The organism is Cupriavidus basilensis (assembly GCF_008801925.2).
In the GTDB taxonomy this organism is placed as follows: domain Bacteria; phylum Pseudomonadota; class Gammaproteobacteria; order Burkholderiales; family Burkholderiaceae; genus Cupriavidus; species Cupriavidus basilensis.
Genome location: NZ_CP062804.1, coordinates 1,145,909 through 1,158,897, shown reverse-complemented (window position 1 = coordinate 1,158,897; position 12,989 = coordinate 1,145,909). Strand labels below are relative to the sequence as shown.

Genomic DNA, 12,989 nt, shown 5'->3' with positions numbered 1-12,989 from the left:
CTGGCTGCCCTTGGCGGCCAGCGTCCGTGTCCAGTGGATGCGCGAGCTGCCCGGGCTGCCGGGCGGCGCGGCGAGAAATGAGGCAAAACGAGGGGCTTGCCACCGGTTGCCGCCTTGCCTGGAATCGGTGGCGGCCTGCCGGTGGCTCAGGCTTTTTTTGTGGGCAGCGGCCTCACACCCTTGACCGGGGCAATGCCGGCCGCTGCGCTTGCCGGCGCAGGCGGGAGCGCCCCCCATGGGTTGTTGGCGGCGGCGTCGCCCGCATTGCGGCCATTGCCATCGCCGCTGCTATTCGCGCTGCCATTTGCGCTGCCATCGCCACCGGCCTGCCTGCCGGCGTTGTGCGGCGCCTGGCGCCGGTGGTGCAAGACCAGTTCCGCCACGGTGTCCACATGCGCGGGCACCACCGCCGCGTCGCACTGCAAGGCAGCCAGCGCGCGCGCCGCGCGCAGCATCACCAGGTCGGCTCGCACGCCATCGACGGCGGCGGCCAGGCACAGGTGGCTGACACGCTCGTGCACGGCATCGCTGAACGCAAGCGCAGACAGTGCGGCGCGCGCCAGCCGCACCTGCCGCGTGAGCGTTTCCTGTTCCGTGGCAAAGCGCGCGCACAAGGCCACCGGATCGTTGTCGAACGCGAGCCGGGCCTTGACGATCGCCTGGCGCTGCGCGGCGTCCGTGCAGTTCTCCAGCGCCAGCGACAGGCCGAAACGGTCCAGCAGCTGCGGGCGCAACTCGCCTTCTTCCGGGTTCATGGTGCCCACCAGCACAAAGCGCGCCTCGTGCTGGTGCGACACGCCGTCGCGCTCCACCACGTTGACGCCGCTGGCGGCCACGTCCAGCAACTGGTCGACGAGGTGATCCGGCAGCAGGTTGACTTCGTCCACATACAGCACGCCCTGGTGCGCGCGCGCCAGCAGGCCGGGGGCAAAGCGGACCTCGCTCTGCTTCAGTACGTGGCCGAGGTCGAGCGTGCCGATCAGTTGTTCCTCGCTGGCACCAAGCGGCAGCGTGACGAACTGGCCTTCGGGCAGCAATTCCGCCAGGGCTCGCGCCGCGGTCGACTTGGCCGTGCCGCGCGGGCCGCTGACCAGCACGCCGCCGATGCCGGGGTCCACCGCGGCGAGCAGCAGCGCTTGCTGCAGGCGCTGCTGGCCGACCAGGGCACTGAAGGGAAATGGCATGCGGGCGGGCCGGGCGGTTGCATTCATGAGGGGATTCCTTCGATTCCTTTGATTCCTTCGATTCCTTCAAGCGCCTGCTCGCTGTCGAGCAGGTGCTGTTCCAGTTGGGCGCGACGCTCGCCCGGCTCCTGCCACAGGCCGCGCTGCGCCGCTTCGAGCAGGCGCTCGCAGATGGCGTGCAGCGCGCGCGGATTGTGCTGGCGCAGGAAAGCGCGGGTGCCGGCGTCGTTCACATAGGCATCGGTCACCAGCGCGTACTGGTGATCGGCCACCACGCGGGTGGTGGCATCGAAGCCGAACAGGTAGTCCACCGTGGCGGCCATCTCGAACGCACCTTTGTAGCCGTGCCGCTTGACGCCGTCGAGCCACTTGGGATTGACCACGCGCGCACGGATCACGCGGCTGATTTCTTCCTGCAGCGTGCGGATGCGCGGCGCCGCCGGGTTGCTGTGGTCGCCGTGGTAGATCGCTGGCTGCGCGCCGCCGAACTCGCGCGCGGCCGCCACCATGCCGCCCTGGAACTGGTAGTAGTCGTTGGCGTCGAGCAGGTCGTGCTCGCGGTTGTCCTGGTTCTGCACGACCGCATCCAGGCTGGACAGGCGCTGGGCAAAGCTGGCGCGCGCCTCGACGCCATCCGTGCCTTGCCCATAGGCGTAGCCGCCGGCATGCAGGTAGGCCCGCGCCAGATCGCTGTCGTCCTGCCAGTTGCGGCTATCGACCAGGTCCTGCAGGCCGGTGCCGTAGCCGCCCGGGCGGGCGCCGAACACGCGCCAGCCGGCACGGCGGCGCGCCTCGGGAGCGGGCACGCCCTCGGCTTCCAGCCGCGCGCGCTCGCCCTCGATGCGGGCGCGCACGGGATTGACGTCGGCGGGTTCGTCAAGCTGCGCCACGGCCTGCACGGCGGCATCGAACAGGCGCATGACGTTGGCGAAGGCATCGCGGAAGAACCCCGACACGCGCAGCGTGACGTCGACGCGCGGACGGTCGAAGATCGCCATCGGCAAGATCTCGAAGTCGGTCACGCGGTAGCTGCCGGCTGCCCACTTGGGCCGCACGCCCAGCAGCGCGAAGGCCTGCGCGATGTCGTCGCCGCCGCTGCGCATGGTGGCGGTACCCCAGACGGACAGGCCAATGGATTGCGGATACTCGCCGTGCTCCTGCAGGTGGCGCTCGATCAACTGGTTGGCAGACTTCAGGCCCAGCGTCCATGCCGTGCGGGTTGGCACCGCACGCGTGTCGACCGAGTAGAAATTGCGCCCCGTGGGAAGGACATCCGGCCGGCCGCGCGAGGGCGCGCCGCTGGGGCCCGGCGGCACGAACTGCCCGGCCAGCCCGCGCGACAGTTGCCGCATTTCCTGCGGGCCGCAGGCATCCAGGCGCGGCATCACGTCCTGGCGCAGGCGCGCGAGCACGGCCGAGGCCCGCGGCAAGGCAACGTCGCCAGCCGCCTCGCCGAGCAACGCGGTGGCCAGCATCTCAAGGCGCTCGCGCGTATCGCCATGATGGCGCCACGGCCCGGCGTCCAGCGTGGCCAGTTGCGCCGGACGCGGCCCTTGCCAGGGCGCGGACCAGTCGGCATCGAGCGGGTCGAAGCCATCGCCCAATGCCAGGTCGGCGGCCAGCGCCGCCAGCAAGCTGGCTTGCGCGCCCTTGCCGTCGCCCACCGGAAAGCGCCCGAGCGCGAGCAGCGTATCGCGCCGCTGGCGGCCCTGCGGCGACACGCCGAACACATGCAGGCCATCGCGGATCTGGGATTCCTTCAGCTCGCACAGGTAAGCGTCGGTGCGGTTGAGCAGCGCATCTTCTCCATCGCTATCCGCCGGCGCATCCAGCCCCAGCTCGCGATGCAGCTGCTGGTCCACGATCAGCTTCAGGATCGCCTTGCGCAGCATCCGCGCGCGGCGCGGGTCCACCGCCAGCGCCTCGTAGTATTCGTCAACCTGCCGCTCCAGGTCCTGCAGCGGGCCATAACTCTCGGCGCGCGTGAGCGGCGGCATCAGGTGGTCGATGATGACGGCCTGCGCGCGCCGCTTGGCCTGCGCGCCCTCGCCCGGGTCATTGACGATAAAGGGATAGAGATGCGGCAGCGGCCCGAGGATGGCATCGGGCCAACAGGTATCGGCCAGCGCCACGCTCTTGCCGGGCAACCACTCCAGGTTGCCGTGCTTGCCCACGTGGACGATGGCGTCGGCGCCGAAGCTGTGGCGCAGCCAGAAGTAGAACGCCAGGTAGCCATGCGGCGGCACCAGATCGGCATCGTGGTAGCTGGCGTAGCTCTGGCTGCCTTGCTCGCCCGGCAGCGCGTACGTCCGGGCAGGCTGCAGCCCGACGAACAGATGCCCGCTGCGCACGCCGGCAATCATGAAGCGCCCTTGCCGCACCATCGGGTCCTGGTCCGGGCTGCCCCAGCGCTCGGCAAGGGCGCGCTGGTTGTCCGCCGGCAGGCGGCTCAGGTGCGCCAGGTAGTCGGCCATCGACAGGCTCTGGAATGCCGGGCGCAGGTCGCGGTGCGTCGGGTCGTTGGTGATGCCCTGCGTGAGCCCGCGCATCAGGTCGTCGCCGTCCGCAGGCAGGCCTTCGCAGTGGTAGCCCTGCTCGCGCAGCATGCCGAGAATGCCCACGACGGAGGCCGGCGTATCCAGCCCCACGCCGTTGCCGATGCGCCCTTCGTTGGCCGGATAGTTGGCCAGCACCAGCGCCACGCGCTTGTCGGCATTGTCCAGCTGCCGCAGGCGGCACCAGCGGCGGCTGAGCTCGGCCACGAAGGCGATGCGCTGCGCGTCGGGCTGGTAACGCACCACATCGACCTCGGTATGGGGGCAGCGATAGGCCAGCCCCTTGAAGCTGACGGCGCGCGTGATGATGCGCCCGTCCACCTCGGGCATGGCGATATGCATGGCCACGTCGCGTGGGCCCAGGCCCTGGCTGTCCTGCAGCCAGTCCTCGCGGTTGCCGCCGCTCAGGATCACCTGCAGCACCGGCGCGTCGCCGGCGAGCGCCAGGGTTTCAGGCGCGTCCAGCGACGAGACGGCGAACGCCGTGGTGTTCAGCACCAGCGCCGCGCCGTGCCCGGCGCACAGATGCTGCAGCACCTCGCGGCACAGCGTGTCCTTGAGTGAATTGACCGCCAGCGGCAGCGGGTTCATGCCCTGTGCGCGCAAGGCGGCGATGAGGGCATCGAACACAGCAGTGTTGCCAGCCTGCAGGTGGGCGCGGTAGAACACCAGCGCCACGACCGGCGCATCGGCATGGCCATCCTGCGCCCACGCCCGCTGCCAGTCCGCCGCGGTGGCCACGCCGTGTGCCGGGTGATAGATCGCCGCCTGCGGCAGCACGCGCGGCTGCAGGGCAGGCTCGCCCCAGCCGAAAGCGTGATGCGCCAGGCAGCGGAAGAACTGCTCGGCGTTGTCCGCGCCGCCCTCGCGCAGGTAACGCCACAGGTTGCTGGCCAGCGCTTGCGGCGCGTTGCCGCGCCCGAGCAGGTTGGCGTCCTCGGCCAGGTCGCCGGAGAACATCACCAGCAGCTGGTTGCGCGAGCGCGCCAGCTCGGTCAGCCGCTCCAGGCCATAGGGCCAGTCGCTGTCGCCGCCAAGATGGTCGACCACCACCACGCGCGCGTGCTGCAGCACGTCGTCCACATACATGTCGAGCGAAGCCGGCTGGCGCAGGTACATCTGGTTGGCCAGCCGCACCGTGGGAAAACCCGCTCCCAGGCGCGGGAAGACGCCGGCCAGCAGCGACAGCGTGGTATCCGCCGCGCTGAGCACCACGATTTGCGCCGGGCTTTGTGCAATGCGCACCACGCCGGCGTTATCGTCGACGAAGCCGCCCGGACGGGTGGAAAGCAGGTGCATCGGGTGCCTGGGCTGATGTGGACTGGTGTGGGCTGGTGCAGGCCTTTTGCCGTGTGTCTGGCGCCTTGCGCCTTACGCGGTACGCACGGCGGCGGCGCTCAGCGCGGCCTCCAGGGCAGCCTGCAGCGTGGGCTGGTCAAGCGCCTGGCCGATCAGCACGATACGCGTGGATTGCGCCTCGCCCGGCAGCCAGCGGCGGTCGAAGTAGCTGTCAAAGCGCCGTCCCACGCCATGCAGCACCAGCCGCATGGGCTTGGCGGGCAGCTTGGCAAAGCCCTTGATGCGGTAGATGGTGTGGCTTTCCACCAGCTGGCGCAAGCCATCGATCAACGGGTCGCGGTCCACCTCGCCCAGCTCTACGACGACGGAGTCGAACTCGTCGTGATGGTGGTCTGCGTGATCGGGATCGTCCGCGGAGCCGTGGTGATCCGGGCGCAGGTGAATGGTGTCTTCCGATGCGCGGTTCAGGCCCAGCAGCAACGCGATATCCAGCTTGCCGCCCTGCGCGCCGACGATCTTCACTTCGGCGGGGATCTCGGGGCGGATCAGCGCTTCCACGTCGGCGCGCTGCGCGTCGTCGATCAGGTCGGTCTTGTTGAGGATGACGAGATCGGCCGCGCCGAGCTGGTCTTCGAACAGCGCATGCAGCGGGGACTCGTGATCGAGGTTGGGATCGGCCTTGCGCTGCGCGTCCACGGCGTCCGGGTCGGCGGCGAACTGGCCGGCCGCGGCTGCCGCGCCGTCCACCACGGTGACGACCGCATCCACGGTGAAGGCGTTCTTGATGCTGGGCCAGTTGAAGGCCTGCACCAGCGGCTTGGGCAGCGCCAGGCCGGAGGTCTCGATCAGCACGTGGTCGATATCGCCGCGGCGCTCCAGCAATTGCTCCATCACCGGGAAGAATTCCTCCTGCACCGTGCAGCACAGGCAGCCGTTGGCGAGCTCATAGAGCTGGCCATTGCTCTGGCCGGATTCGTCGCAGCCGATGCCGCAGCCCTTCAGGATCTCGCCATCGATGCCCAGCTCGCCGAACTCGTTGACGATGACCGCAATGCGCCGTCCGTTGGCGTTCTCGAGGATATGGCGCAGCAAGGTGGTCTTGCCGCTGCCAAGGAAGCCGGTGACGATGGTGGCGGGGATTTTACGGGTCTGCATGGCGGATAGGAGAATTCAGCGCTGGCGCTGGGGTTGAATCGGGGCGCGCGATGCGCGGCGTGGCAGGCCCTTCGCAAGTTATGTTTTGCGCAGCCGGTAATCAGTATCGACAAACGCAGTATCGACAAACGCAGTGTCGGCAAACGGCGACGGGCCTGGCCGCGGCGAGGGATTCAGCATAAAGAGATCGCACGGTGCTGTCCACCCGCAGCGCGTCAGCGTGGCGCGGGCTGCCGCCGGCCACGGCCGCGCCACCACTCCGCAAAGGCGCCAGCGCCAACCAGCAGCAGCATCAGCGCAGCGGTCCACAGCGCCTCGCGCGGCGCCGGGCCACTAAGCGGGACGGGCGCCGCGAGCTTGAGCACGCGGCTTTCGAGCAACTGGCCTGTCACTTGGCCGGTCGCGGGATGCGGTGGCGCCGCCGGTGCTGGCTGCGGCCTGGCCTGCCGGGCCGGCGGCGGACTCGCACGGGATGCGTCGGGCGGTGCAGCCCGGCCAGACGCCGCGGCCGGCGCGGCTGGCTCGCGCCCCGGCATGGCTGTCGCCAGCCGCGCGGAGAATTCGCGCAGCGCATCCGTGGGCAGCCGGGCTTGCTGCCCCAGCCCGGCGATGTACTGCATCAGCACGGGATTGCCGCAGCTATTGGCCGAGCAGGACAAGCCGTCGCGATTGACCGACGCCACATAGCGTCGTGCCATATCGGCGCGCTCGGCAGGCGTGAAGCGGTAGCTCCCCTGCCGGTCCACTTCCAGCAGCCGGGCCAGGATGCCCTGCCGCGCGTGCGGGTTGTTTTGCGCAAAGAAAGCGTCCATGCCCAGGCCATTCTTGTCGGCCACATAGACGTCATAGGTGTTCTGCCAGAAGCTGCCGCTCATCTGCTCCGGGCTGGTGGCCTGGAAGCCGTAGAGATGCTCGATCTCCTTGAACATTTCGCGCGCGCCGGCATAGCCCGAGCGCTGCATGCCTTCGATCCAGCGCGGGTTCCAGTTGCGCGCGTTGAGCTCGGTGGCCAGCCAGGTACGGGCATCCACGGTCTGCTCTTCGCCGGCGCGGCGCAGGTTGTGCAGCCAGAAGCGCGGCGCCTGCCCGCTGACGGCGCGCGTGGCCATGTTGAGGCCGCCGGCGTACTGGTAGGTATCGTCGTTGTCGAGCGCACCATAAAGCGTGCTGGCGCGCGAGAACAGCACGGCCTGGTTGGATTTGAGGTGGCTGGCCAGCGCCTGCGGCGCGGTCTCGCCCCAGCCTTCGCTTGAGTACGCAAAGTTCATGTAGCGCAGGTACTGCCGCGCCAGCGCGCCCGGCGGCTCGCCGGCCTGCGCCGCGTCCTTGCTCTGCTCCACCATCTGCTGCACGCCGATGCTGTAGTTGCCGGGCTTGGCAGCGAACACGCGGGCGCGGGCCAGGCGCGCGGCCAGTTGCGGCTCCACGCCGGCTGCCAGCAGCGTGGCCTGCGCTTCGTGGTCGTGGCGGCTGATGGCGTTGTCGCCGGCTTCGGCGGCCAGGCGCGCGGCCTTGTCCAGCAGCGCCACCTTGTCGCCGAAGCCGTCGCGGTAGATGCCGGAAATGGTGAACAGCACATTGACGCGCGGGCGGCCGAGTTCGGCATCGGGGATCAGGCGCACATCCTCCACCACGCCGCGCGCGTTCCAGACCGGCTCCACGCCCATCAGGTAGAGCGCCTCGCTCTCCATCGCGCCTTGGTGGCGCTCGGTCTCGCCGTACCACAGCACCATCGAGACCTGCTCGGGCGCCTTGCCGGTTTCCTCGCGATAGCGCGCGAGCGTCTGCGCGGCCAGTTGCTTGCCGAGCTGCCAGGCCGCAGGCGTGGGGATCAGCGCACCGTCGAAGGCGTGCAGGTTGCGCCCGGTGGGCAGGCCCTGCGGGGTGCGCACGGGGTCGCCCAGCGGCGCGGTCGGCAGGTAGCGGCCGGACAGCACGGTCACCAGGCCATCGAGCTCGCGGCGCGGCGATTCGCGCAGATTGGCCAGCCAGGCGCGCGCGCTGGACAGCGCGGTTTTTACCTTGTCCGCCAGCGGCGGCGGCAAGGGCGCGCTGGCAGCGCCGTCCGGCTCGCGGCCTTCCGCCAAAGCGCCGGCCCAGCGCGCGAGCGTGTCCTTGCCGAGCACCCGCGCCTCGCTCGCGTCGAACGCGCTTTCCAGCACGGTGGCCAGCGCCTGGCGCTGCGCATCCAACGGCGGCAACTCGCCCAGCGTGTGAATGCCCAGCGGCACCGGCTCGGCTTCCACCTTATGCAAGAAGCGGTGGATCACCGGCTCGACCTGCTCCCATGGCGCGCCGGGATCCAGCCCAAGCTGGCCGTCCAGCCCGAGGGCGCGGATCTGAGCCAGCGCCTGCAGGCGGTACTGGTCCGCCAGCGCGGGGGAGCTGTCAGCGGCGGCCTCCTGCTGCTCGATCACCGCGTCGAGCTTGGCCAGTTTGTCCGGCCAGCCGGCACGGGCGATCAGTGGGGTGAGGTGGCTGACCAGCACGGCGGCGCTGCGGCGCTTGGCCTGGATGGCTTCGCCGCCGCCGTCCTGGATGTAGTAGTAGGCGTTGGGCAGGTCGCCCAGCAACACCTCGGCGCTGTCGTCGCCGCTTTGCCCTACCTGCTTGCCTGGCAGCCATTCGAGCGTGCCGTGGCGGCCCACGTGGACCATCGCGTCCGCGCCGAAGGCGTGGCGATACCACAGGTAGGCGGCGATATAGGAGTGCGGTGGCGGCGTCACCGTATCGTGCGAGCTGTCCATTGCTCGCGCGAAGGTGGAGCGCAGCGGCTGCGGGCCAACGAACAGATTGCCGAAGCGCAGGCCCGGAATCACGAAATCCTGCCCGCCATGGCCGTCACCCACCAGCATCAGCGGATTGCGCTCGGGCGGGCCCCAGGCGGCCACCACCGACTGGCGAAACGCCGCCGGCAAGGCATCGAACCAGCGCTTGTACTGCGCCATCGGCAGCAGCGTAACGCGGCCGCGCGACACCATCTCGGCCAGTTCGCCGGGCGACCATTCCTCCATATTGCGGCCATTGCGCTCCAGCAGCGCCGTCAGCTCGGCCGTGTCCGGCAGCGTGGCGCCCGTGCGGTAGCCCGCCTCGCGCAGCCGCGCCATGACCTGCACCAGCGAGGGCAGCGTGGCCAGGTAGCTGGCGCCGATATTGCCGCGGCCCGGCGGGTTGTTGTAGTAAAGGATAGCGATGCGCTTGTCCGCCGCGGGCTTGTCCTGCAGCGCGATCCAGCGCCGCACGCGGGCCACCGCCGCGTCTGCCCGCTCCGGCACGGCATGGCTGGCCTTGGCGCCGTGTTCGTCCTCCAGCGTGGCGAACAGGATCGGCTCCGAGGCGCCGGCCCGCTCGGGCGTGTTAAGCAGCAGCGGCAGGCGCTCGCCGCCAATGCCGCGCGCATCGGCCCGCCAGCCGGCCTGGCTGTCGCGCGTGGCGATCAGGTTGATGGCATGCAGGCCGTGGCGCTCCAGCCAGGCCTTGTCCTCGGCGCGGCTGATGGTGAGGTTCAGCGCCAGCAATGCGCGCAGCGGGCTTTGGCCGTCGACCGTGAGCATCGGATCCAGGCCGGACAGCGGCCAGCCGAACACCGGCACCGCGCCGATGCCCTGGCGCTCCAGCGCGGCGATCAGCGCATCGATATGCGCGAGATCCTGCTGGCGATAGTTGCTCGCATAGAAGGCAATGCCGACCAGCGGTGCGCCAGCCGGCAGGCCGCTTGCACCGGCGCGGTACCAGCCGAGATAGTCCTTGAGCGTGGCAAATGCTTGCGCTGCGCGCGGGTGATAGATGCCGGCCGCAGGCAGCGGGCGCGGCGGCGGCACGGCGATGACCTGCTCGCCGCGCACGGCGGCCACCAGCCAGGCCATCCAGCCCGCGAGGTTGTCGGCGCCGCCGGCGCTCCAGTAAGCCTCGGCAGCCTGGTTGCGCGCGGCGTCCAGGCCAAAGCCCCAGGCGGCCTCGGCGGACGCTGCCGGCGCGGCCAGCACCAGCGCGCCGCGCTGCCGCGCCTGGCGCACGGCCGGCGCCATCTGGCGCAGCACGGCCGTGGGAACGAAATACGCGTAGATGACATCGGCGGCGGCGACCTGCGCGGCATCGGGCGCTGCCGTCACGGCGTCCAGCACCACCCTGCCCGGCCCGGCCTGCTCGCGCAGGCGCGCTTCGGCCGCGGGCAGCAGGTGCGTGTTGGTGGTGACCAGCAGCACGCGTACCGGGGCTGACTGTCCGGGCTGAGCTGCGCGGGCGTGGCCAGGGCCGGCAAGGCACCCGCACAGCAGCCCAAGCATCAGCAGCAGCCAGCGCCGCCACAGCGAAACCCGCCGCGCCGAAGCCATCAACGCGCGCCCGGGGCCGAGGCCGCGCTGGCCGCCGCGCCTTCCGGCACATACACCACGCTGCCATCCGGCAACTGGTAAGCCACGCCCAGCCGGGTGCCCTCGCCCGTTTTCTGCTGCGGGGACATCTTGCTGACCTTGACCTCCTTGCGGTTCTTCTCCAGCCATTGCAGCTCGCCGGTGCGCGGATCGCGCTGGACCAGGGTGAACTGCGAGTCGGGATTGAGCAGCTGGGTCAGGCTGAACGCTTGCGTGAGCGCCACCATCAGGCCCACGGCAAAGACGATGGAGGCATCGAACAGGTTGGCCACGCCGGCCAGCGGGTCTTCCCGATGCACCGAGGCAAGCTCGCCCTGCGCGCGTCGCCGCCGCACAAAGCGCCGCCGCCTGAACTGGTGTCCCTGGCCCGCGTCCATCAGGCCTGGGTCCCGGCCAGATGGATGGCGGCGCGCGCGTGTGCCGCGGGCGCCACCGGTTCGGGCATGGCCCGCAGCACCAGCTCGCACAGGTTTTCCATTTCCTTGAGATCGCTGCGCGCCCAGCGCTCGCGCGTGAGCGTCAGCACGTAGGCAATGCCGCCCAGCACCAGCCCGCAGACGACCGCGCCAAAGCCGATCACCAGGTGGTTGACCATGCCGGCCATGTCGCCGCCGAGCAGCGATTGCAGCGCCGGCCCGAGCGGGATGATGGTGCCGGCCAGGCCCAGCATCGGCGCGATGCGCACCAGCGTGCGGGTCAGGTCGAGCCGGTTGGCCACGCGCATTTCCTCGCGCTGCAGCGTTTCGTCCAGCCACAGGTCAAGGTGTTCGTGCGAATCGAGCCGGGCGAGCCGTTCTTCCAGCATGCCCCAGAAGCGGGCTAGCGAAGGCGACAGCAATGCCGCGTCCAGATGCGCCCGCGTGCCATTTTGCAGGCTGGAGGCCAGCGCGTTGGCCAGCGCGGGGAGATCGCTGCGCGGCGCCACGGCGCGGCGCCGGGACTGCACGATCAGGCCGCCGAGATCGGCCAGCGAGAGCACGAACAGCACCAGCAACGCCAGCGCGACCGGCCAGAAGAACGCCGTGGAAAGGCGGAAGAAAATCTCGGTGACGACGCTTTCCATTGTGATTGGCGGCAATTGGGTTAGGGGGATCGGCAGGCCGCAGCCGGCCCCGGCGCAGTATTGTACGTCGCGGGCGCCCCGTTATCCCAAGCCAGGACCCGCCCCGCGATTACCTTGCCGCCAAGGCCTCAGGGCCAGCTGTCGCGCGCATATACGCCCGACTGCGCGCGCAGCCGCGCGGCGCGTTCGGCCACCCGCGCATCCGTGTAGAACGGCGGGTCCGCCAGCACCAGGCCGTTCTCCCGGGCTTCTTCCACCAGGATCTGCAGGTACTCGGTCATGTGCGAGGCCGTGTAGTCGTTGGTGTCATGAAAGCTCACCACGATCGGCACCACGCCCCCCATCAATGGCAGCCGCTGCTCGGCGATGGCCACCTTGACCTGCGCCAGCTCGCTATTCATATGCGAGCGGCGGCGCAGGCTGATATGCCAGCCGTAGATCTTGCCGTCGCGCGCGTTCACGTCCGACATCAGCATGCCCAGGCCGAGCTTGCGGTAGACCGCCTGCACCGCATCGTTGTAGGCCCAGTTGGGCGGGCGTACCAGCTGAGCCGCGCCGCGGCATTGCGCGATGATGTCGGCCTCGCCCGACAGCAGCGACGCCTCCAGTTCCTCGGGCGACATGCGTGTATGCGAGAGATGCCCGATCGGCAACCCGCTATGCACCGCCAGCCGATGGCCGGCGAGGCAGGTAGCATGCATCTGCGCTTTGCCGGCCTCGCCGCCGCCGCGCCTCGGGTGAGCGGTTTGCACGAAGAAGAGCGCTTTGATGCCCGGCGTCACCGGGTTGTCGGCAAGCTGGCGCAGGATCAGCGGCGTGCTGCCATCCTCGCCGGCATCGGGGCCGTCGTCGAAGGTGAGCAGGAAGCGGATGGGCGGGAGTGGCCGCTGCGCGCGCAGTGCGGCCAGCTGAATCTCAGGCAGTGCGCTCGCTGACATGTCGGCGAGGGCTGCCGGCGCGGCCACGCAGGCGAGACTCAGGCTGTACGCCAGGGTCCCGGCGGCGAGACGAACAAAATGGGAAAAGCGCATGCGGGGCGTCCGGCTGGCCACTTCGGGCGCTCTTTGGCGCGCTGCGCGGGCAATCCGGAATGAGTCTCAAGCAAAGAAAACGAGGGCGAACCGCAGCCATGTGCGCGAACCGCCGCAGCGATCGCCGTGGCCCCGGCAAAAAGCAAGATGGCATTGTGCCATATCGTGTTGGCGCGCTTTTGCGCTGGCGCGGCCGGGTCCGCGCAGCGAAAAAAACCAGGCCATGAGACATGGCCTGGCGGGCAAATCGGCAGCAGGGGGCACCGCTGCCTGCGGGCAAGGGATGCCGTTTTGGACACCCCGGCCGACAGGTTAGCGGCTCCCCCATC

General features: G+C 69.9%; 7 protein-coding genes. All 7 read right to left on the bottom strand.

The annotated features are described in order from the left end of the window. Nucleotides 1–146: 146 nt before the first annotated feature. Nucleotides 147–1,211 (bottom strand): ATP-binding protein, encoded by a 1,065-nt coding sequence (locus F7R26_RS26010; RefSeq protein WP_150991239.1) that lies wholly within the window; start codon nucleotides 1,209–1,211, stop codon nucleotides 147–149. Next, complete coding sequence (cobN, locus tag F7R26_RS26005; protein WP_150991237.1) at nucleotides 1,208–5,038, bottom strand: cobaltochelatase subunit CobN; 3,831 nt, start codon at nucleotides 5,036–5,038, stop codon at nucleotides 1,208–1,210. The genes F7R26_RS26010 and cobN overlap by 4 nt, the downstream gene beginning before the upstream one ends. A gap of 72 nt (nucleotides 5,039–5,110) precedes the next feature. Beyond that, nucleotides 5,111–6,193 (bottom strand): cobalamin biosynthesis protein CobW, encoded by a 1,083-nt coding sequence (gene cobW, locus F7R26_RS26000; RefSeq protein WP_150991235.1) that lies wholly within the window; start codon nucleotides 6,191–6,193, stop codon nucleotides 5,111–5,113. A 215-nt stretch (nucleotides 6,194–6,408) separates the two neighbouring features. Further along, the gene (locus tag F7R26_RS25995) at nucleotides 6,409–10,527 is read right to left on the bottom strand and encodes a cobaltochelatase subunit CobN (protein ID WP_193692247.1); all 4,119 of its coding nucleotides are present in this window, start codon (nucleotides 10,525–10,527) and stop codon (nucleotides 6,409–6,411) included. Next, nucleotides 10,527–10,943: a DUF2149 domain-containing protein gene (locus tag F7R26_RS25990; protein WP_150987263.1), complete on the bottom strand. Its 417-nt coding sequence runs from the start codon at nucleotides 10,941–10,943 to the stop codon at nucleotides 10,527–10,529. Before F7R26_RS25990 ends, F7R26_RS25995 begins: the two co-directional genes overlap by 1 nt. Further along, nucleotides 10,943–11,629 (bottom strand): MotA/TolQ/ExbB proton channel family protein, encoded by a 687-nt coding sequence (locus F7R26_RS25985; protein WP_150987261.1) that lies wholly within the window; start codon nucleotides 11,627–11,629, stop codon nucleotides 10,943–10,945. Before F7R26_RS25985 ends, F7R26_RS25990 begins: the two co-directional genes overlap by 1 nt. Before the next feature lie 128 nt (nucleotides 11,630–11,757). Next, nucleotides 11,758–12,660: a polysaccharide deacetylase family protein gene (locus F7R26_RS25980; protein WP_150987259.1), complete on the bottom strand. Its 903-nt coding sequence runs from the start codon at nucleotides 12,658–12,660 to the stop codon at nucleotides 11,758–11,760. Nucleotides 12,661–12,989 lie beyond the last annotated feature (329 nt).

What these genes read in the sequence shown, in the direction of transcription:
- F7R26_RS25990 (WP_150987263.1), bottom strand. Translation starts at nt 10,943, where the DNA reads ATGGACGCGGGCCAGGGACACCAGTTCAGGCGGCGGCGCTTTGTGCGG.
- F7R26_RS26010 (WP_150991239.1), bottom strand. Translation starts at nt 1,211, where the DNA reads ATGAATGCAACCGCCCGGCCCGCCCGCATGCCATTTCCCTTCAGTGCC.
- F7R26_RS25980 (WP_150987259.1), bottom strand. Translation starts at nt 12,660, where the DNA reads ATGCGCTTTTCCCATTTTGTTCGTCTCGCCGCCGGGACCCTGGCGTAC.
- F7R26_RS25995 (WP_193692247.1), bottom strand. Translation starts at nt 10,527, where the DNA reads ATGGCTTCGGCGCGGCGGGTTTCGCTGTGGCGGCGCTGGCTGCTGCTG.
- cobN (WP_150991237.1), bottom strand. Translation starts at nt 5,038, where the DNA reads ATGCACCTGCTTTCCACCCGTCCGGGCGGCTTCGTCGACGATAACGCC.
- F7R26_RS25985 (WP_150987261.1), bottom strand. Translation starts at nt 11,629, where the DNA reads ATGGAAAGCGTCGTCACCGAGATTTTCTTCCGCCTTTCCACGGCGTTC.
- cobW (WP_150991235.1), bottom strand. Translation starts at nt 6,193, where the DNA reads ATGCAGACCCGTAAAATCCCCGCCACCATCGTCACCGGCTTCCTTGGC.